A 20,259-nucleotide genomic window follows, 5' to 3' on the forward strand; every position below is an offset into this window, starting at 1 on the left:
CCATCAACATGGATATTGAATGTGCTGGCCTCTTCGCGAGCAAGCCCGCTCCCACAGGTTTCGTGGTGTTTGGAAGATCAGGTCAGAACACCGACCAGCCAATCCGCGAACTGAGCATCTCCAGCGCCGCCATCCCCGCCAGCGAGTTACCGGCAGCGTTGAGTTCCGGCGACCACACGCACACCGTGAACTGCCCGGGCACCACAGCGACGATCCCGCCGCCTACCCCGCTCTTGCCCGGCAGGCCGACGCGATAGGCGAAGTTGCCGGCCTCGTCGTACAGACCGCTGGTGGCCATGATCGAGTTGACCTGCTGGGTCTGGCGCCGAGTGAGGATCTGTTCGCCGCTGTGTTTGCAGAAACCGTCGTTGGCGAGGAAGCAGAACGCCCGGGCCAGATCGATGCAGTTCATGCGCAGCGCGCAGTGGCTGAAGTAGCTGCGCAGCACCGCTTCGACGTCGTTGTGGAAGTTGCCGAACGATTGCATCAGGTACGCCATGGCCGCGTTGCGGGCGCGATGCTGGTATTCGGACTCGGCGACCTTGCCGTCGACGATCACCTGCGGATTGCCCGACAGGCGCCGCACGAAGTCGCGCATCGACAGGGCTGGCGCGGCGAAACGCGACTGGTTGATGTCGCAGATCACCAGCGCCCCGGCGTTGATAAACGGATTGCGCGGGCGCCCGCGTTCGAACTCCAGTTGCACCAGCGAGTTGAACGGCTGGCCGGACGGCTCGTGCCCCAAGCGCTCCCAGATCGCCTCGCCGGAATGCTCGATTGCCTGCACCAGGCTGAACACCTTGGAAATACTCTGCACCGAGAACGGCGTCTCGGCGTCGCCGGCGCAATACATTTCGCCGTCGTTGCCATACACGGCGATGCCCAGCTGATTGGCCGGCACGGTGCCGAGGGCGGGAATGTAATCAGCCACTTTGCCCTGCCCGATCAGGGGCCGGACAGCGTCAAGAATCTCGTTCAACAGCGCTTGCATGCCGGGTTCCGAAGTCTCGCCCCATGGGATTGCGGGGACACTGGGGCTAGACGCTGCGCAACTGCCACGAATCACACTGGCTATCACAGGGGACTGTGGTAGATGAAAGATTCAGGGCTGGCCACGATCAAGGGTGGGAGTGGGCTTGCTCACGAAGGGGTCGGTACAGTCAGCATTGATGTTGACTGAACTGACGCTTTCGCGAGCAAGCTCGCTCCCACTGGGGCTGTGGTGGATGAAGGATTCAGGGCTGGCCACGATCAAGTGTGGGAGTGAGCTTGCTCACGAAGGGGCCGGTACAGTCAGCATTGATGTTGACTGAACTGACGCTTTCGCGAGCAGGCTCGCTCCCACTGGGGCTGTGGTGGATGAAGGATTCAGGGCTGGCCACGATCAAGTGTGGGAGTGGGCTTGCTCACGAAGGGGTCGGTACAGTCAGCATTGATGTTGACTGAACTGACGCTTTCGCGAGCAAGCCCGCTCCCACAGGGGGGGGCTGCTGCAAATCCGGGATTCAGTGTGCGCCGTCGAGACCGGCGAGCAGCGCACTGTCGCGGCTATAGATATCCGGCGCATAACGCACCTGCCCATCCTTGCCGACCTGTGCCGTCCAGTAGGTCATGAGGATCGGCACCGGTGCCGACAGGCGGAATTCGTGGGTGCTGCCGGTGGCGAGCAAGGTGTCGGTGCGCGTACGTTCCGCCGGGGTCAGCAACAGGTCGCGCAGTTGCATCGGGTGCTCGACCCGCACACAGCCGGAGCTGAAGGCGCGCGGGCCTCTGTCGAACAGGGCCTTGCTCGGCGTATCGTGCAGGTACACCGCGAACGGGTTGGGGAAGCGGATCACCAGTTGCCCCAGCGGATTACGCGGCCCGGCCTCCTGGCGCAGCATGATGTTGCCGGGGTTGTCCCAGTCGATATCCGCTGCGGCCAACGGCTGGCCATGGGCGTCGAGCACCTGCAGGTTCTGCCGGCTGAGGAAGGTCTGATCCTTGCGGATCGCCGGCAGCTTGTCTTCTTTCCAGATGGTCGGCGGCACGGTCCAGGTCGGGTTCAGGGTCAGGCGCGTGACCCGGGATTTCAGCAACGGGGTCTGCCGTTCGGCGCGACCGACCTGGGTACGGGTCTGCCAGACCGGCACGCCGGCCTGATATAGGGTCAACTCGGCGGCAGCGACGTTGACCAGCAAACCGTCGGGCTCCATGTCCTGGGCCAGCCAGCGGAAACGTTCAAGGTTGACGCGCAATTGTTCGCGGCGCGTCAGCGGGCTGATGTTGAGCTCGGCAATCGTCCCCGGCCCGACTACCCCGTCGGCCTGCAACGAATGGTTGGCCTGAAAGCTCTTCACCGCTTCCACCAGCACGCCCTCATAGGCATTGCCGGGCGTACCGATGGCGTGAGTCAGGTAGCCTTCGTTGAACAGGCGTTGGGCCAGTTCCGGCACGCGTTTGTCTTCCATCGCCGGGCGCAGCAACGGGCCGTTGCCCACCGACTGCCAGTGCGGCAAGGCTTGCAGCCGCTGGCTGGCGTAGAGGTGGCGCAGGCTCTGGTATTGCGCCAGACGCGGACGCGCCAGATCGAACGCGGTCTTGATGTCGTGCAGACCGGGCACGGCGATCGCCAGCAATTCCGCCTGACGATCACGCGGGGTGTCATCGGAATGCCACAGCGGCTCGAAATGCGATTGCAGCAGACGACCGTAATGCAGGTCCTGCAGGGCTTGCAGATAAGAGCGGCTGATGTCGATATCGGCGCACAACTCGCCGTCCTGCGGCGGATTGGCCGCCACCGGGTAGCGCTTGGGATTGAGGCCATCATCGGCCAACAGCTGCAACTGCGCGCGCAAGGCCGGCAAACGCCCGGACTCGCTGGCCCACACCGGCAGCCAGTCCTGCTGCTGATAAAACGCCTGCAATTGCGTCAGCGCCGAGCCGCTCAGGTGCGCGGCAATCGCCGGGCACGCCTGGGGCAAACCGATCAGCACCGCTTGCAGCGGACTTTGCGGCTCGAGCGGCATTTCCGCCGGCGGCGTCGGCAGGGTCTGCAACGGCGGCAGCGGCTCATCGGCGCAAGCGACAAACGGCGCAGCGAGCAAACAAATGCTCAAGTAGCATGCGTACTTTTTGAACAACTGCTTTACTCCAATCCGTGGCCGTCTGAATGACGGTCAACCTTACATCAGGTGCGCTGAACAGTCAGGCTCGAAACAGGGGTCTGTCGGGTATGACTGGGAGTCAGGAGCCAAAGTGCCAAATAAGTAGCAAGTGAGGACACTTTATAAATGTTGACGTATTTGCGCCGACTTCTGCTGACCACCGCGACCCTCGTCGTCGTGAGCAGCCCAGCTTTCGCCGCCGGCAAACCATCGCCGGTTCTCTTCACCAGCCTCGCCCACGCCGCGCCGGAACTCAATCCCCAAGCGCTGAAAGGTGCCTTGAGCGCCATGCAATGCGCAGTGAACAATGGCGCGAGACCCTCACGCCACCTGGCGATCATCGACTATTCGCAGCCCTCCACCGCCCGCCGGCTGTGGATCTTCGATCTGAACAGAAAGAAACTGGTGCTGCGCGATTTGGTCGCCCACGGTTCAAATTCCGGGGAAAATTTCGCGACCCAGTTCTCCAACCGCGAAGGCAGTTACCAGTCAAGCCTCGGGCTGTTCCGCACCCAAGAAAGTTACGAGGGGACCCATGGTTATTCGCTGCGCATGGACGGTCTGGAGCCGGGCTTCAATGATCTGGCCCGCGACCGCGCCATCGTGATCCACGCCGCCGACTACGTGAATCCGTTGTGGAGCAAGCGTCAGGGCCGTATCGGTCGCAGCCAGGGTTGCCCGGCGGTGCGCCCACAAGTGGCGAAGCAGGTGATCGATAAACTCAAGGACGGCCAGTTCATGTTCTCCTGGTACCCGGACCAGCGCTGGCTGAAGTCCTCGCCGTACCTCAACTGCCAGCCGCAGCAAGTGGCGAGCATCTTGAGTACCCACGCCAGCTGACGATCAGGGCCACGACCATCAGCGCCGCCGCAACCCCGAACGTGTAGTGCAAGCCACTGCCGATGACCTCGGCCGGGGCTTGCGTCGGGTCACCCGTAGCGAAGGCGAACACCGCGCCCATGACCGCCGCGCCAGTGATCAGTCCGAGATTGCGTGACAGCCCGAGCAGGGCCGACACCACACCGCGCTGAGCCTGACTGACCGTCGCCATCAACCCTGTATTGTTCGCTGCCTGGAACAACGCATAACTGCTGGCAATGACCGCCATCGGCAGCAGATACGCCGCCAGACCGAGGCTCATCGGCAACAACGCCAACAAACTGCAACCGCCGGCCAACCCGAACAACGCCCCCGGCACCACCCGCCGCGCACCGAAGCGATCCACCAGACGCCCCGCCGGCACCCCGCCGCACGCCGCCAGCAGCGGCCCGACCGACAATGCCAGGCCGACCACGGTGCTGCCCAGTCCCAGGCCCCGGCTCAGGTAAAACGGCCCGACCACCAGCGTGGTCATCATCACCGTCGTTACCAGCAACGTCAGCGCCAGGCTGCTGCTCAGACGCGCGTCGGCAAACAATGACAGGCGAATCAGCGGCGCCCTGGCGTTCATCTCGACCGTAACAAACACCCCTGCCCCGCACAGGCTGACCAGCAGCAACATCAGCGTGTAGCCATCGAGCGTCATCGCCAGCGCGTAGGCGGCCAGCGTCAATACCAGCACCACGGTGCCGAGGTAATCAAACGCGACTGCCGATTTGGCCGGGCGATCCGCCGGCAGATATCGATAAACCAGCCACGCATTGAGCAGGCCCAACGGCACGTTGAGGACAAAGATCGACGGCCAGCCGACATGCGCGATCAGCAGACCGCCCAGCGATGGCCCGAGGCTGGTGCCGGTGGCCGACATGGTTGCCAGCAAGCCCATCGCACTGCCCGCCCGCGCCTTGGGCACCGCATCCGCCACCAGCGCCACCGTCAAGGCGAACATGATCGCCGCGCCAAGGCCCTGCACGGCCCGCGCGCCGATCAACCAGCCAAGCCCCGGCGCCAGCGCACAGCACAGCGAAGCACTGGTAAAAATGCCGATGCCGATCAGCAGCAGTCGCCGCCGCCCGAACACATCGCCCAGACGCCCGACGCTGACAATCAACGTGGTGACCGCCAGCAGGTAGGCCAGCACGATCCACTGCACCTGTTGAAACGTCGCATCGAACGCTGCAGCCAAGGTCGGTAATCCGGCATTGGCGATGCTGGTGTCCAGCGACGGCATCAACATCGACAGCGCCAGACTGGTCAGCGCCCAGCGGGCTTGAGGGGGCAAGGGGGATCCGGGCATCGGGCGCTCCTGGTGCAAAGGTCAGACGGCATAGCCTGCGTCTCGACACGGCAAGGCGCAAGACGCATGCTTTGCACTTGATACCTGCATGGAACGCCATGTCATGAGCACACCGGATCTGAACCTGTTGATCACCCTCGACGTGTTGTTGCGCGAAGGCAGCGTCGCCCGCGCCGCGCACATTCTGCGGCTGAGCCCGTCAGCGATGAGCCGCGCCCTGGCCCGGCTGCGCGAAACCACCGGCGATCCGTTGCTGGTGCGCGCCGGCCGAGGTCTGGTGCCGACCCCGCGTGCGCTGGAATTGCGTGAGCGGGTCAGCGCTCTGGTGCAGGAAGCCGAGGCGGTGTTGCGTCCCGCCGAAGTGCTCGATCCCGGCCAATTGCAGCGCACCTTCACCCTGCGCAACACCGACGGTTTTGTCGAAACCTTCGCCGCCGCGCTGCTCGCGCGCATCGCTGAAGAAGCACCCGGCGTGCGCCTGCGCTTTGTGCAGAAAGCCGACAAGGACAGCACGCCGCTGCGCGAAGGCCGGGTCGATCTGGAGACCGGCGTGGTCGACGACAGCACCGACCCGACGCTGCACAGCCGCATTCTGTTTGAGGATCACTGGATCGGTGTGGTGCGCGAAGGCCATCCGTTGAGCTCGGGCAAGATCAGCAGCAAACGCTTTGCCGGCGGCCAGCACATTCTGATCTCACGGCGCGGGCGCAGCAGCGGCCCGGTCGACGAAGCGTTGCTCGCCGCAGGTCTGACGCGGGATATCGTCACGTCATTCGGCGGCTTTTCGGCGGCGCTGACGCTGGTGCGCGAATCGGACCTGATCGCCACGGTCCCGGAGCGTCACACCAGCAAGCTGCGCATGGGCCTGCACAGCTTCGCCCTGCCCTTCAGGATGCCGCCGATCAGCGTGTCGATGCTCTGGCACCCGCGCATGGACGCCGACCCGGCGCACCGCTGGCTGCGCAACTGTGTACGGGAAGTCTGCGTTTAACGCGCGTCGCCCCCAGCCGGTTTGTAGAACAGGAATTTTCCGACCGCGGCGGTCTTTTTGTACTCCCTGGCCCAGCTCGGATGCACCTGGCGATCATGGAAATACAGTGCGCCATGGGTGCGATCCGGCAACTGGCGGTTGAGTGCCTTGCCGGCGATGTCCTTGGCCAGGGTGTATTCGGCGTCTTCCTTGACCTGATCGGCCTTGCCATCGCACCACCAGGAAAACTGGCAGCTCTTGGTTTCCGAACCTTGCTTGACGACTGCACACACGGTGTCGGGGAAGCCGTCATGGCCGAGGCGGTTCATCACCACGTTGGCCACCGCCTCCATTTCCAGCGTGTCGCGGCCCTTGGCTTCCCAGTAGATACTGCGCGCCAGGCAGGTGATCGGATCGTCCAGCGGCGCGGTGCCGGCGGGGTCAACCGCCTGCACTTCAGTGGGGGTGATCGCTTCGGATTTGGGTGCTGGCGCCGCGCTGACTTTGTCGGCGGCCTTCTCTTCCAGCACCTGGGCTTTCTCTTCGGCCTTGGCCTTGATCGGGGTCTGATCGGTGGCGTTCACAACGCCGACCATAAGGGTTAATGCGAAACAGCCAGCCAACCATTTCAATCCCATGTCAGTTCTTCCGGCAGAGCCCGTTCCGGGCAAGGTGTTTCGTGGGGGAGACGCCCGGTTCCCGGGGCCTTCGGAGAGTGTAGACGGCAAATACCGACGTAACGTTCCGCAGAAAAAACCGCTCGATGAAGAAAAAGACATTGCACTGACCGGGGGCCTTTCGCGCATCATGAGCGCACTCAGCTCAAGGGAGATTTCCATGCGCTTCATGCCATCCGTCTTGCGTTTTGCCACGCTGTCCGTGGGCCTGGTCGTGGCCGCCTCGGCCATGGCTGCCGACGAGTCGCAACTGATCGAGTCGATCAATGCCTACCGCAGCCAACCGCAGCGCTGCGGCAGCCAGGCGTCTAGTGAACTGCCACCGCTGTCGGCCGATCCACGGCTGAGACTGCCGGCCGCCGGTGCGGTCGATCTGCAACAGGCCATGGCCAGCGCCAGCTACCCGATGGTCAACGTGCAGGCGATCACCCTCAACGGCCCACGGGATGCAGCGTCGGCGATGAAGGCGATTGAGGAAAGTTTCTGCCAGGTGGTGCTGGACCCGCAGTTCGTCGATGTCGGGGTCAGCCGTGCTGATCGTGACTGGCGTATTGTGCTGGCGCGACCTCTACTGTCGGCGAAGCTCGGCGATGCGCAAAGCGAAGGCCAGAAGTTGCTCGAACAACTCAACGCCGCTCGCGCCCAACCGCGTCAATGCGGCGGCCAGGCCTTTGCCGCTGCCGGGCCACTGGCGTGGAACGCGAGCCTGGGCACGATCTCCCAGGATCACAGCCGCGACATGGCCAACAACAACTATTTCGACCACAAGGACCGCGACGGCCGCACACCCGGTGACCGCGCCGAACTGGCCGGCTACAGCGGCCAACTGGTCGGCGAAAACATCGCCGCCGGGCAAGACACCGTGCGCAAGGTCGTCGACGGCTGGCTCGCCAGCCCCGGCCACTGCGCCAACCTGATGAACCCGCAATACAAAGAACTCGGCGCCGCCTACGCGACCGACCCAAAGAGCAGCGCCGGGATTTACTGGACCGCGATGTTTGGGGCGCAGTAACAGCCCTTCAGAAAACACCGAAGATCCAATGTGGGAGTGGGCTTGCTCACGAAGGGGTCAGCACATTCAGCATCAATATCGACTGACCTGACGTCTTCGCGAGCAAGCCCGCTCCCACTGGGGATCGTCGGTGAATGAAGGATTTGCGGCTGGCCGCGATCAAGGGTGGGAGTGGGCTTGCTCACGAAGGGGCCGGCGCATTCAGCATCAATGTCAACTGACCTGACGCTTTCGCGAGCAAGCCCGCTCCCACAGGGCATCGTCGGTGAATGAAGGATTTGCGGCTGGACGCTATCAAGTGTGGGAGTGGGCTTGCTCACGAAGAGGCCGGCACATTCAGCATCAATGTCGACTGACCTGACGCTTTCGCGAGCAAGCCCGCTCCCACTGGGGATCGTCGGTGAATGAAGGATTTGCGGCTGGCCGCGATCAAGGGTGGGAGTGGGCTTGCTCACGAAGGGGCCGGCACATTCAGCATCGGTGTCGACTGAGCGGACGCCTTCGCGAGCAAGCCCGCTCCCACTGGGATCGCATTTGTTCTGAAGTAATGCGGTGTATGCACATCCTGAGCTCAAACCCAGATCGCATCCCATAACGGATAGTCACCGAGTTTTTTTACCAGTCCGGCCCGCAGTGGATTAGCCACTACATAGCGAGCCAGTTTCACCAGGTCCTCCTCTCGACGTAATGCATGATCATGAAAACCGTGCTGCCAAAGGCTCCCGGTTCTACCGGCTGCTGTGTTCACTGAACGAGTACTCAGGGATTTGACCTGGCACATCAATTGTCCCAGTGTTCCCTTTTGCAACTGGATCAGCCAATGAAAATGATCCGGCATGACAACCCATGCCAATGTCTCGGCAAACCCCTCCTCCTGCGCCTGCCTGAACTGATGCACAACCAACCGGCCGAGCCTGTAATCCGTGAACACTGACTCACGCTCCAAGGTATTGGCGGTTAGTAGGTAGATCTGATTTTCTTCGCAATGACGGCCGGTTCGCAGGCGATGTGATGAGTAACGTTTGGGCATTCCTTTGCCTTGTCCATGGTTGAATTCAGAAAAAGGCTAGATCAGCCATCACAGTGCGCCGAACATGTTTGTTGGCAGGATGTGTCTGCGCACCGGATCAACTGTGGGAGTGGGCTTGCTCACGAAGAGGTCGGCACATTCAGCATCAATGTCGACTGACCTGACGCCTTCGCGAGCAAGCCCGCTCCCACTGGGGGATCGTCGGTAAATGAAGGGTTTGGGGCTGGCCGCGATCAAGGGTGGGAGTGGGCTTGCTCACGAAGAGGCCGGCACATTCAGCATCATTGTCGACTGACCTGACGCCTTCGCGAGCAAGCCCGCTCCCACTGGGGGATCGTCGGTAATGAAGGATTTGCGGCTGGCCGCGATCAAGGGTGGGAGTGGGCTTGCTCACGAAGAGGTCGGCACACTCAGCATCAATGTCGGCTGACCTGACGCCTTCGCGAGCAAGCCCGCTCCCACAAGGGATCGTCGGTGATGAAGGATTTGCGGCTGGCCGCGATCAAGGGTGGGAGTGGGCTTGCTCACGAAAGGGCCGGCACATTCAGCATCAATGTCGACTGACCTGACGCCTTCGCGAGCGAGCCCGCTCCCACTGGGGGCATCAGTGATGTTCAGAATTGCGGGCACAAAAAAACCGGAGTCATGGCTCCGGTTTTTTTATTGTCAGTGGGTCCTCATTCCTGCTGCATACATCGCCAGTTTCAGCACACTCGCCACCACGGCGAGTGACACGACGCTGCCGAACCAGATCAGCAACAACCAGCCCAAACGCTGGTACCAGCGGGAGGATCTGACCTCACGCGAATCAATGGTAGCCATCGCCAATCCTCACTTTGCCGCGGAATACGTAGTAGCTCCAGAAGGTGTACATCAGGATCACCGGCAGGATGAACAGTGCGCCGATCAAGGCGAACAATTGGCTCGAAGGCGGAGACGCCGCCGCCCACAGGCTCACCGATGGCGGGATGATGTTTGGCCAGATGCTCAGCGCCAGGCCGATGTAACCGAGCAGCATCAACACCAGAGTGAACACGAACGGCCAGTGGGTGTGACGCTGACGCAAGGTACGCAGCAGCCCGAACAACGCCAGCAGCGCCAGCACCACCAACCCGGCGAACACCATCAAGTGCCCGCTGGTCGACCAGCGAGTGGCCAGCTCCGGGTGCAACTTCAGTGTCCACGCACCAATCACCACCACCATCGCCGTCAGCAACCACGCCAGCGGCCGGGTGAACAGACGCATCCGCGACTCGAGCATGCCTTCGGTCTTGACCAACAACCAGGTGCTGCCCAGCAGCGCATAAGCCACCACCAGACCGACGCCGCACACCAGCGGAAACGGCGCCAGCCAGTCCAGGCCGCCACCGGCAAACTGCCGATTCACCACGGGAATGCCCGATACGTACGCGCCGATCGCCACACCCTGGGAGAACGTCGCCAGCAGCGAACCGCCGATGAACGCCTTGTCCCACCAGTGACGCTTTTGCGGCGACGACTTGAAGCGAAACTCGAACGCCACGCCACGGAAAATCAGCCCGCAGAGCATCAGGATCAGCGGCAGGTACAGCGCCTCCAGAATCACCCCGTAGGCCAGTGGAAAGGCGCCATACAACGCCGCGCCACCAAGCACCAGCCAGGTTTCGTTGCCGTCCCACACCGGGGCGACTGTGTTCATCATCACGTCGCGCTCCTGCTCATCCGGGATCAGCGGAAACAGGATCCCCAAGCCCAGATCGAAGCCGTCCATGATCACGTACATCATCACCCCGAAGGCGATGATCACACCCCAGATCAACGAGAGATCGATACCTTGAATACCCATGACTCAGTGCTCCTTCATCGGGACGGTAGCCGCCGAAATAGGCCGGCGCGGGGTTTGCAACTGATCGCCCTCCGGCGGATGTTCGTGATGCGGCTGCGGGCCCTTCTTCACCAGTTTCATCATGTAGCCGATGCCCACGGTGAACACCGAGCAGTAGATCACCACGAACAGCAGCAGCGAGGTGCTCATCTGCGCCACCGAGTGGTGCGACGCGGCGTCATGGGTGCGCATCAAACCGTAAACCACCCACGGCTGACGCCCGACTTCGGTGGTGATCCAGCCGGCCAGCAACGCGATCAACCCGCTCGGCCCCATCAGCAACACCAGACGCTGGAAGCCGCGATGCTGATAGAGCTTGCCGCCACGGCGCAGCGCCAGCCCCAGCAGACCGACGAGGATCATCAACATGCCCAGCCCGGCCATGACGCGGAAGCTCCAGAAGATGATGGTCGAGTTCGGCCGATCCTCTTTCGGAAAGCTCTTGAGCGCCGGGATCTGCTTGTCGAGGCTGTGGGTCAGGATCAGGCTGCCGAGGTACGGGATTTCCAGCGCATATTTGGTCTTCTCCGCCTGCATGTCGGGGATGCCGAACAGCACCAGCGGCGTCGGGCCGTTGTCGGCGTTTTCCCAGTGGCCTTCGATGGCGGCGATTTTTGCCGGTTGATGCTCCAGGGTGTTCAAGCCATGGGCGTCACCGACCACCGCCTGAATCGGTGCCACGATCAGCGCCATCCACAACGCCATGGAAAACATCCTGCGCACCGGCGCGGTATCGTTGCCGCGCAGCAAATGCCAGGCCGCCGACGAGCCCACGAAGAAGGCCGTGGCGACGAATGCGGCGATCGCCATGTGCGCCAGACGGAACGGGAACGACGGGTTGAACACGATCGCCAGCCAGTCCAGCGGCATCACCCGACCGTCGACAATTTCAAAGCCTTGCGGCGTCTGCATCCAGCTGTTGGACGCGAGAATCCAGAAGGTTGAAATCAGCGTGCCGATAGCGACCATCACCGTGGCGAAGAAGTGCAAGCCACGACCGACGCGGTTCCAGCCGAACAGCATGACCCCGAGGAAACCGGCCTCAAGGAAGAACGCCGTCAGCACCTCATAGGTCAGCAACGGCCCGGTGATGCTCCCGGCGAAGTCGGAAAAGCCGCTCCAGTTGGTGCCGAACTGGTACGCCATGACCAGCCCCGAGACCACGCCCATGCCGAAGTTGACGGCAAAGATCTTCGACCAGAAGTGGTAGAGATCGCGGTAGGTGTCGTCACGGGTTTTCAGCCACAGGCCTTCGAGTACCGCGAGGAAACTCGCCAGGCCGATGGTGATCGCCGGGAAGATAATGTGGAACGAAACCGTGAACGCGAATTGAATTCGCGCCAGGTCCAGTGCCTCCATGTTGAGCATGATGATGTCCTCATCCAGGCTGAAAAGCGGCAGCACGTCGCCGGGCCACCGCCAGGCGCGAACGCCTGCAGCCAGTGAAATTGCCAGTGTTTTTATAAGTTGCGGGTCAGGCCAGCGATGACGGGATCAGGTTGCTGACCTTGGCCGCTTCGAGGCGAATCGCGACGAATTTCGAGGTCGGCGTGTAGGTCCGGTCGCCATAGCTTTCCAGCGGCACCAGCGGGTTGGTTTCCGGGTAGTACGCCGCCGCCTGACCGGGCGGAATGTCGTAGGCGATCAGGGTGAACCCGCTGACCCGGCGCTCGCGCTCGTCATCCCACAGCGCCACCAGATCGACCTTCTGCCCCGGTTCGAAACCGAGACGCTGGATGTCCTGTTCGTTGGCGAAGATCACGTCGCGCATGCCGTAGACCCCGCGATAACGGTCGTCGAGGCCGTACAGCGTGGTGTTGTACTGATCGTGGGAACGCATGGTCTGCAGGATCAGATCCGGCTTGACCGGCAGGTTACGCACGCCTTCGCTGATCAGATGTTCCGGCAGCACGCACGGGGTGAACTGGGCTTTGCCGGACTCGGTGTTCCAGACCCGATCCGAGGCATCGTTGCCGAGGTGAAAGCCACCCGGGGTCAGCAGTTTTTCGTTGAAGTTCTCGAAGCCCGGAATCACGTCGCCGATCAGGTTGCGGATGCGTCCGTAATCGCCCACCGCCCACTCCCAGTCGATTGGATGCTTGCCCAAGGTCGCGGCGGCAATCCCGGCAATGATCGCCGGCTCGGACTTCAAGTGCGCCGACTTCGGTTTCAACTGACCGAACGACAAGTGCACCATGCTGAAGGTGTCTTCCACGGTCACGCCTTGCGGGCCTTCGGCCTGGATGTCGATGTCGGTGCGGCCGAGGCACGGCAGGATCAACGCGTCGCGCCCGGTGACCAGATGGCTGCGGTTGAGCTTGGTTGAAATGTGCACGGTCAGGTCGAGTTTGCGCATTGCTTCGTGGGTGCGCGGGGTGTCCGGCGTGGCTTGGGCAAAATTGCCGCCCAGACCGATAAACACTTTGGCTTCGCCACGCTCCATCGCACCGATCGCCATCACCGTGTTGTGGCCGTGCATGCGCGGCACTTTGAAGTTGAAGCGTTTTTCCAGGGCGTCCATCAACTCCTTCGGCGCCAGTTCATTGATGCCCATGGTGCGGTCGCCCTGCACGTTACTGTGACCACGCACCGGCGACAGACCGGCGCCCGGACGGCCAACGTTGCCGCGCAGCAGTTGCAGGTTGATGACTTCCTGCAGGGTCGGCACCGAGTGCACATGTTGGGTCAGGCCCATGGCCCAGCACATGATCACGCTCTTGGCGCGGCCATACATGCGCGCGGCCAGTTCGATGTCGTGCAGCGGCACGCCGGATTGCTCGAGGATGTGCTCCCAAGTCGTGGCGTCGACTTCTGCCAGGTAGCTGTCCAGACCCGAAGTGTGCTCCGCGATAAACGCATGGTCGAACACCGGTTCGCCACCGCTAGCCTGGGCTTCACGCTCCCACTGCAGAAGGAATTTGACCATGCCGCGAATCATCGCCATGTCGCCACCCAGCGCCGGGCGGAAGTACGCGGTGTTGGTCGCTTCCCAACCGTTGCTGAGCATCTCGATCGGGTTCTGCGGGTTCTGGAAACGTTCCAGGCCACGCTCTTTCAGCGGGTTGATGCACACCACTTGCGCGCCACGTTTCACCGCTTCACGCAGCGGTTCGAGCATGCGTGGGTGGTTGGTGCCGGGGTTCTGGCCGATGACGAAAATCGCGTCGGCATGATGCAGATCCTCGTAGACCACGGTGCCCTTGCCCACGCCCAGCGTCTCGCCCATGCTCACCGCACTGGCTTCGTGGCACATGTTCGAGCAGTCGGGAAAGTTGTTGGTGCCGTAGGCGCGGACGAACAACTGATAGAGAAACGCCGCTTCGTTGCTGGCCCGGCCCGAGGTATAGAACTCGGCCTCGTGCGGCGATTTCAGACCCTTGAGGTGTTCGGCGATCAGCGCGAACGCATCTTCCCAGGTGGTTTCCACATAGCGGTCGACCCGCGCGTCGTAACGCATCGGGTGGGTCAGCCGGCCCTGATATTCCAGCCAGTAGTCGCTCTGCTCGGCCAGGCTCGATACCGTGTACTTGTTGAAGAACGCCGGATCGACCAAGCGCCCGGTCGCCTCCCAGTTCACCGCTTTGGCGCCGTTCTCGCAGAACTTGAGCATGCTCGCACCGGGCGCTTCACCCCAGGCACAGCCCGGGCAGTCGAAGCCGCCGTTCTGGTTGGTCTTGAGCATGGCGCGGATGTTTTTCAGGGCGTTTTCACTGCCCAGCCAGCTTTTGGTCAGGCTGATCACAGCCCCCCAACCGGCAGCGGCACCCTTGTAAGGTTTGTAACGGTCGACTTGTGACATGGGACATCTCCATGACGATGCACACAGGCATGAACCTGATCTTGGTTAAACAGCGACGGCCGACTTTGCACAGCAATAAAGTGGTCGTTTCAGTTGCCGGAGGAAGGATATGAACCGTTACAAAACATTGTCTAATCGCTATTTATGACCACATTATCGAAACCCTCTATCACGGCGAAAAACCCTTTATTTACGGGGTGTTGCGAAACTAAAGCGGTAACTTTCCAGAGAAAATAATTGATCATCGACGCGCTCAATCAAGCAGTCATAAACAGTGATTGGACGAGATCTGAAGTTGCCCATAATCTGCGCTAACCGGTTCCGTCCATGCGGACTACCCACTTCTGCGAGGCTGTCATGTCAGAGCGTGTCTTGATCGATGGTTACAACCGCCGCGTCGACTATCTGCGCATGTCGGTCACCGACCGCTGCGACTTCCGCTGCGTGTATTGCATGGCCGAGGACATGCAGTTTCTGCCACGCCAGCAAGTGCTGACGCTGGAGGAGATCTATCAACTGGCGCAGAGCTTCGTGGCGCTGGGCACGCGCAAGATTCGCCTGACCGGCGGCGAGCCGCTGATTCGTCCGGGCGTGGTCAAGCTGTGCGAGCAGATCGCCGCCCTGCCCGGCCTGCGTGAACTGTGCATGACCACCAATGGCTCGCAGCTGGGCAAACTCGCCGCGCCGTTGTTCGACGCCGGGGTCAAGCGCCTGAACATCAGCCTCGACAGCCTCGACCCGGAGCGCTTCAGGCAAATGACCCGCACCGGTGATCTGGCGCAGGTGATCAGCGGCATCGATGCGGCACGCAAGGCCGGTTTCACCCGAACCAAACTCAACGTGGTGGTGATGCAGGGGCGCAACGATCAGGAGATCAACGATCTGGTGAGCTTTGCCATCGACCGCCAGCTCGACGTCTCCTTCATCGAGGAAATGCCGCTGGGGATCATCAGCGAACACAGCCGCGCCGAGTCGTTTTTCTCCAGCGCCCAGGTGCGCGAAAAAATCGCCGAGCGCTACACCCTGATCGACTCCGCCGAGTCGACCCAGGGCCCGTCGCGCTACTGGCGGCTGGCCGAGGCGCCGGACATTCGTCTGGGCTTTATCTCGCCGCACAGCCACAATTTCTGCGGTACTTGCAACCGCGTGCGGCTGACTGTCGAGGGGCGCCTGCTACTGTGTCTGGGTAACGAGCATTCGATGGATCTCAAAGCCGTGCTGCGCGCTCATCCGGGGCAACCAAAGCGGCTGGAGAAGGCCATCATCGAAGCGATGAAACTCAAGCCGTATCGGCACAATTTCGAAGTGAACGACGACGTTCAGGTCGTGCGCTTCATGAACATGACCGGCGGCTGAGCCGCCCTCACCCTGCGGAACCGGGATCGCCCAGCATGATCATCAGACCCAAGGTCAACCAATTCGCCATCCTCTTCACCCTCAAGGGTTCGATCGCCAAACGTATCGCCCTGCGCACCCTGATGGTCACCCTGCTGGCTTCTGCCATCGTGCTGATTGAAATGCTCCATCCGAGCAACTTCACCAAGGTCAACGCCACGCCGTTCACCCTGCTCGGGCTGTCGCTGTCGATCTTCATGAATTTTCGCAACAACGCCTGCTACGACCGCTGGTATGAAGCGCGCAAGGCCTGGGGCGATGTGCTGGTGCACATCCGTTCGGTGATTCGCGAAACCCATGTCATCCGCGAATCGGCGCAGCGCAAGCCGTTGCTGCTCAACCTCTGCGGGTTTGCTCATGCGCTGAATGCGCGATTGCGCCGGGAAAGCGAAGCGGCGGCCAGCAGCAAGTGGATCACCCCGCAACACAATGCGCAGGTGCCGGACTACAGTGGACGGATTCTGCAGCAGGTCGGCCAGCAATGTTCGGATATGCATCAAAGCGGTGAACTGAGCGAGTGGCGCTACATGCTGCTGGCCAATCACCTGACCAGCCTGACTCAGGCACAAGCGGTGTGCGAGCGGATCAAGAACACCCCGCTGCCCTTCCCCTACACCTTGCTGCTGCACCGCACGATTTACCTGTTCTGCATCCTGCTGCCGTTCGCCATGGCCGAACCGCTGGGCTGGCTGACCCCGCTGTTCACGGCGATTGTCAGCTACACGTTCTTTGGTCTGGATGCGATTGCCGATGAACTGGAAGACCCGTTCGGCCGCGACGAAAACGATTTGGCGACTGACTCGCTGGTGCGCACTATCGAGCGTGACATTCTCAGCGAACTGGGCGAAACCGACCTGCCGCCGATGTTGCTGCCGGTGGACTATGTGCTGAGCTGAGCTCGTTCCCTCTGTAGGAGTGAGCCTGCTCGCGATAGCGGTCGACCAGTCAGTGAAGATATTGACTGTGCCGCCGCCTTCGCGAGCAGGCTCGCTCCTACAGGTTCCAGGTACACCCCGCAGAATGGCTGATCATCCCACATTCGGATGTGTGTCGGGGTCAGAACAGTTCGCTGAAGGGAATGAAACGCAGAGGATCGCCAATGCCGTGGGTGCTGTTTTCCGGCACCTCCACCAGCCCATCGGCCCAGGTCGCTCCGAGCAAAACGCCGGAACTCTGGTTCGGATACAACACCGCGCGCCCCGCCTCCAGCCGCACCCGCAGATACTCTCGACGGCTGCCAGCCTTGTTCCAGGCGAACCCGGCATTCACCGTGAAGCTCAACGGCATGACCTCTTCCACGCCCTGAATGCGCAGCAGATACGGTCGCGCCAGCAGGCCAAAAGTCACCAGCGCCGAGGTCGGATTGCCCGGCAGGCCAATCACCGGCACCGTGCCGAAATGGCCCACGGTCAGCGGTTTGCCAGGCTTGATCGCCAACTTCCACAGCAGCGGTTTGCCGTCCTCGCGCAGCACCTGCCCAAGGCAATCGGCATCGCCGGCAGACACACCACCGGTGGTCAGGATCAGGTCAGCCGCCACTTGCAGTTGCTCAAGTTTGAGCCGCGTCTGCGCCGGACGATCCGGCAGGATCCCGGCGTCGATCACCTCGCAGCCCAGTTCCTTCAGCCAGTGGCCGAGCAGCACACGATTGCTGTTGTAGATGCTGCCGGGACGCAGCGGCAGGCCCGGCTCGACCAGTTCGTCACCGGTCGACAGCAGCGCCACGCGCGGGCGCCGCACCACGTGCAACTGTGCCAGCCCTTGCCCGGCGGCGACCGCCAGTTCGAACGGCCCGAGGCGTTTGCCGGCGCGCAGCAGGATGTCGCCGACGCGGTTTTCCTGACCCTGCGCGCGAATGTTCTGCCCCGCCTTCAACGGCTGCAAAAAACGCACGCGGCCGTCCTCCAGCACTTCGACGTTCTCCTGCATCTCGACGCAGGTAGCGCCAGGTGGCAACGGTGCGCCGGTAAAGATCCGCGCGCAGGTGCCGGGCAATAGCGCGTCCGGTGCCAGACCGGCGTAGACCTTCTGCGACACCTTCAGCGGCTGACGATGCAGATCGGCCAGGTTCAAGGCATAACCGTCCATGGCGCTATTCGGCCACGGCGGCAAGTCGAGCGAGGCGACCAGATCACTGGCCAGTACCCGCCCACGTGCCTCGTCGAGCGGCAGAATTTCGCTATCGGCCAGACGTTGCTCATTGGCTATGCCGAGCAATTGGTCGAGGGCGTCCTCGACCGGCATCAACCCTGCCTTGCTCATCCGCGCGGCCCACAGGCAGCGACTGATTTGAGGTGCGGCACAAAGTTGCACGGGCGGTGGCGGTTATCCAGTTGCTCGGCGAGGATACCTTCCCACGCTGTGCGACAGGCACCGGTCGAACCCGGCAGGCAGCACACCAGTGTGCCGTTGGACAGCCCGGCCAGCGCGCGGCTTTGCACGGTCGAGGTGCCGATGTCGAGAATCGAAATGGCGCGGAACAACTCGCCAAACCCGTCGATCTGCTTGTCGAACAGACAGGCCACTGCTTCCGGCGTGCTGTCGCGTCCGGTGAAGCCGGTGCCGCCGGTGATCAGCACCACCTGAATGCTGTCGTCAGCAATCCACTGCGCGACCTGGGCGCGGATCTTGTACAGGTCATCCTTGAGCAGGTTGCGTTCGCTCAAGGTATGACCGGCCTCCAGCAAGCGGCTGACCAGCAATTGGCCGGACGTGTCGCTTGCATAATCGCGAGTATCGCTGACGGTCAGTACGGCTATGTTCAGGGGGACAAACAGGGCATCCGCTTTCGCACTCATGGGAATCTCCGGCAGTAGTCAATCAGATTGCCAAGCAGCCTAAGTGCCACTTATGAGGACTGTCTAATCACTCTGGCCAACCACATTATCGAGCTGCTCTATCGGCGCCGTTGACCTCGGCCAAAGCGTTTGAAACCATGGGCGATAGAGCTGATCGATAGGCTTTTCAATGCTTCCGATTGGACGCAAACACGGTCAAATGAGATCGTCGCACCTCGCGTTTTCCGTGCGCTGCGCGCATCTGCGTCAATACTCCATTCAATTTCTCAACGAGCAGGTGCCTTCGTGGACATCAAACAACTCAAGTTCCTGATCGCACTGGACGAAACCCGACACTTCGGCCAGGCGGCCGCACGCTGCCACATCACCCAGCCGACCCTGTCGATGCGCCTGCGCAATCTGGAAGATGAGCTGGATCTGGTGCTGGTCAATCGCGGTCAGCGCTTCGAGGGTTTCACCCAGGCCGGCGAACGGGTGCTGGCTTGGGCGCGCACACTGCTGGCCGCGCATGACGGCCTGTTCGCCGAAGCTGCGGCGTGCCGCGGGCAACTGGTCGGCAGCTTGCGCCTGGGTCTGGTGCCGCTGAGCAATTTCAACCCGGTCAATTACATTCAGAGTTTGTCCGGGACCTATCCCGAGCTGAAATTCAGCCTGTCGTCGGGGAGTTCCGACGAGATCATCGCCGGTTTGGGCAACAACCAATTGGATCTGGGCGTGTGCTACCTCGACCACGTCAACCCGAACTATTTCGATTTTTTCGAGATCGGCGAAACCCGCGTAGGGCTGCTTTATGACAACCGCCACTTCCATTTCGAAGGCTCGGAAATGAGCTGGGAAGACGCCGCCGAACTGCCGCTGGGGATGATCACCACCGGCATGCATTACCGCAAATCCATCGACCTGAGCTTCCGCAGTCGCGGGCTGAATCCGCAGCCGATCATGGAAAGCGATTCGACGTATCAATTGCTGCAGGCGATTCACCAGGGCTTCTGCTGCTCGATCATGCCGCTGGACAGCGGGCTGGAAGAGCCGATCGAACACCTGTCGTTCATGCAACTGCCGGATGCCAGCGTGCTGGCGCCGCTGGGGCTGGTAATGCGCAAGACCGAGCCGCGTTCGGCGATAGCCGAGAAGTGTTTTGCCGAGGCGCGGAAAATGTTTGGGGGTGAGGTGCCGGTTGTTTGAGTGACTATCCAGACATTGCTGTTGGACGCTTGGCCGCCTTCGCGAGCAAGCCCGCTCCCACAGGTTGAATGCATTTCAAATGTGGGAGCAACTGTCTTACTGCCACCGTTCGTCACCGCCACTCTGTGCCGTCTCGCAGCATGGCATTCAGTCTGATCAGCAGTATTCGCATACAGGCGATGAGCGCGACTTTCGCGCTCTTGCCCC

The 20,259-nt window shown here is 61.8% G+C and carries 17 protein-coding genes; 6 read left to right on the forward strand and 11 right to left on the reverse strand.

Translation table 11 applies throughout. From position 1 onward, the window contains the following. Nucleotides 1-82: 82 nt before the first annotated feature. Both glsB and QMX91_RS17865 read right to left on the reverse strand, forming a co-directional pair. On the reverse strand, nt 83-991 hold the full coding sequence (gene glsB / locus QMX91_RS17860) for a glutaminase B (protein ID WP_003226050.1): 909 nt from the start codon (nt 989-991) through the stop codon (nt 83-85). 514 nt (nt 992-1,505) lie between these two features. After that, complete coding sequence (locus QMX91_RS17865) at nt 1,506-3,122, reverse strand: L,D-transpeptidase family protein (protein WP_282413122.1); 1,617 nt, start codon at nt 3,120-3,122, stop codon at nt 1,506-1,508. Between the two features lie 150 nt (nt 3,123-3,272). Between QMX91_RS17865 and QMX91_RS17870 the strand changes: the two genes are divergently transcribed. Next, complete coding sequence (locus QMX91_RS17870) at nt 3,273-3,986, forward strand: murein L,D-transpeptidase catalytic domain family protein (RefSeq protein ID WP_027611721.1); 714 nt, start codon at nt 3,273-3,275, stop codon at nt 3,984-3,986. Here the strand turns inward: QMX91_RS17870 and QMX91_RS17875 are convergent. Further along, nucleotides 3,934-5,322 (reverse strand): MFS transporter, encoded by a 1,389-nt coding sequence (locus QMX91_RS17875; protein WP_282413123.1) that lies wholly within the window; start codon nt 5,320-5,322, stop codon nt 3,934-3,936. The genes QMX91_RS17870 and QMX91_RS17875 overlap by 53 nt on opposite strands. Before the next feature lie 103 nt (nt 5,323-5,425). Here QMX91_RS17875 and QMX91_RS17880 point away from each other — a divergent pair, with 103 nt between their 5' ends. Continuing rightward, nucleotides 5,426-6,313: a LysR family transcriptional regulator gene (locus QMX91_RS17880; RefSeq protein ID WP_027611719.1), complete on the forward strand. Its 888-nt coding sequence runs from the start codon at nt 5,426-5,428 to the stop codon at nt 6,311-6,313. Here QMX91_RS17880 and QMX91_RS17885 read toward each other — a convergent pair. Then, complete coding sequence (locus QMX91_RS17885; protein WP_282413124.1) at nt 6,310-6,930, reverse strand: cell wall hydrolase; 621 nt, start codon at nt 6,928-6,930, stop codon at nt 6,310-6,312. The two genes, QMX91_RS17880 and QMX91_RS17885, sit on opposite strands and share 4 nt — an antisense overlap. A 199-nt stretch (nt 6,931-7,129) precedes the next feature. On the opposite strand from QMX91_RS17885, the gene QMX91_RS17890 reads away from it, so the two are divergent. Then, entirely contained in the window at nt 7,130-7,981 is an 852-nt protein-coding gene (locus tag QMX91_RS17890; protein ID WP_282413125.1) for a CAP domain-containing protein, read from the forward strand. Nucleotides 7,982-8,552: 571 nt separating this feature from the next. On the opposite strand, the gene QMX91_RS17895 is transcribed toward QMX91_RS17890, so the two are convergent. The 5 genes from QMX91_RS17895 to QMX91_RS17915 form a co-directional block, all read right to left on the reverse strand. Then, nucleotides 8,553-9,011, reverse strand: coding sequence for a transposase (locus tag QMX91_RS17895; RefSeq protein WP_282413126.1), 459 nt, complete (start codon nt 9,009-9,011; stop codon nt 8,553-8,555). A 666-nt stretch (nt 9,012-9,677) separates the two neighbouring features. Further along, nucleotides 9,678-9,833, reverse strand: a complete 156-nt coding sequence (locus QMX91_RS17900) for a DUF2474 family protein (RefSeq protein WP_098964444.1) — start codon at nt 9,831-9,833, stop codon at nt 9,678-9,680. Continuing rightward, nucleotides 9,820-10,836: a cytochrome d ubiquinol oxidase subunit II gene (gene cydB / locus QMX91_RS17905; RefSeq protein WP_123588303.1), complete on the reverse strand. Its 1,017-nt coding sequence runs from the start codon at nt 10,834-10,836 to the stop codon at nt 9,820-9,822. The genes QMX91_RS17900 and cydB overlap by 14 nt, the downstream gene beginning before the upstream one ends. Before the next feature lie 3 nt (nt 10,837-10,839). Beyond that, complete coding sequence (locus QMX91_RS17910) at nt 10,840-12,243, reverse strand: cytochrome ubiquinol oxidase subunit I (RefSeq protein WP_282413130.1); 1,404 nt, start codon at nt 12,241-12,243, stop codon at nt 10,840-10,842. 106 nt (nt 12,244-12,349) lie between these two features. Beyond that, nucleotides 12,350-14,674 (reverse strand): FdhF/YdeP family oxidoreductase, encoded by a 2,325-nt coding sequence (locus tag QMX91_RS17915; RefSeq protein ID WP_135296098.1) that lies wholly within the window; start codon nt 14,672-14,674, stop codon nt 12,350-12,352. A gap of 357 nt (nt 14,675-15,031) precedes the next feature. Here QMX91_RS17915 and moaA point away from each other — a divergent pair, with 357 nt between their 5' ends. Both moaA and QMX91_RS17925 read left to right on the forward strand, forming a co-directional pair. After that, complete coding sequence (gene moaA / locus QMX91_RS17920) at nt 15,032-16,030, forward strand: GTP 3',8-cyclase MoaA (protein ID WP_282413127.1); 999 nt, start codon at nt 15,032-15,034, stop codon at nt 16,028-16,030. 35 nt (nt 16,031-16,065) lie between these two features. Next, nucleotides 16,066-16,965 (forward strand): bestrophin family protein, encoded by a 900-nt coding sequence (locus QMX91_RS17925; protein ID WP_135296099.1) that lies wholly within the window; start codon nt 16,066-16,068, stop codon nt 16,963-16,965. A 160-nt stretch (nt 16,966-17,125) separates the two neighbouring features. On the opposite strand, the gene glp is transcribed toward QMX91_RS17925, so the two are convergent. Both glp and moaB read right to left on the reverse strand, forming a co-directional pair. Beyond that, nucleotides 17,126-18,331: a gephyrin-like molybdotransferase Glp gene (gene glp, locus QMX91_RS17930; RefSeq protein WP_282413128.1), complete on the reverse strand. Its 1,206-nt coding sequence runs from the start codon at nt 18,329-18,331 to the stop codon at nt 17,126-17,128. After that, the gene (gene moaB, locus QMX91_RS17935; RefSeq protein WP_139054684.1) at nt 18,328-18,867 is read right to left on the reverse strand and encodes a molybdenum cofactor biosynthesis protein B; all 540 of its coding nucleotides are present in this window, start codon (nt 18,865-18,867) and stop codon (nt 18,328-18,330) included. The genes glp and moaB overlap by 4 nt, the downstream gene beginning before the upstream one ends. 285 nt (nt 18,868-19,152) lie before the next feature. Here moaB and QMX91_RS17940 point away from each other — a divergent pair, with 285 nt between their 5' ends. Next, nucleotides 19,153-20,052, forward strand: a complete 900-nt coding sequence (locus QMX91_RS17940) for a LysR family transcriptional regulator (protein WP_282413129.1) — start codon at nt 19,153-19,155, stop codon at nt 20,050-20,052. Nucleotides 20,053-20,259 lie beyond the last annotated feature (207 nt).

Origin of the sequence: Pseudomonas sp. PS01299, assembly GCF_029960145.1 — a bacterium.
GTDB lineage: Bacteria > Pseudomonadota > Gammaproteobacteria > Pseudomonadales > Pseudomonadaceae > Aquipseudomonas > Aquipseudomonas putida_A.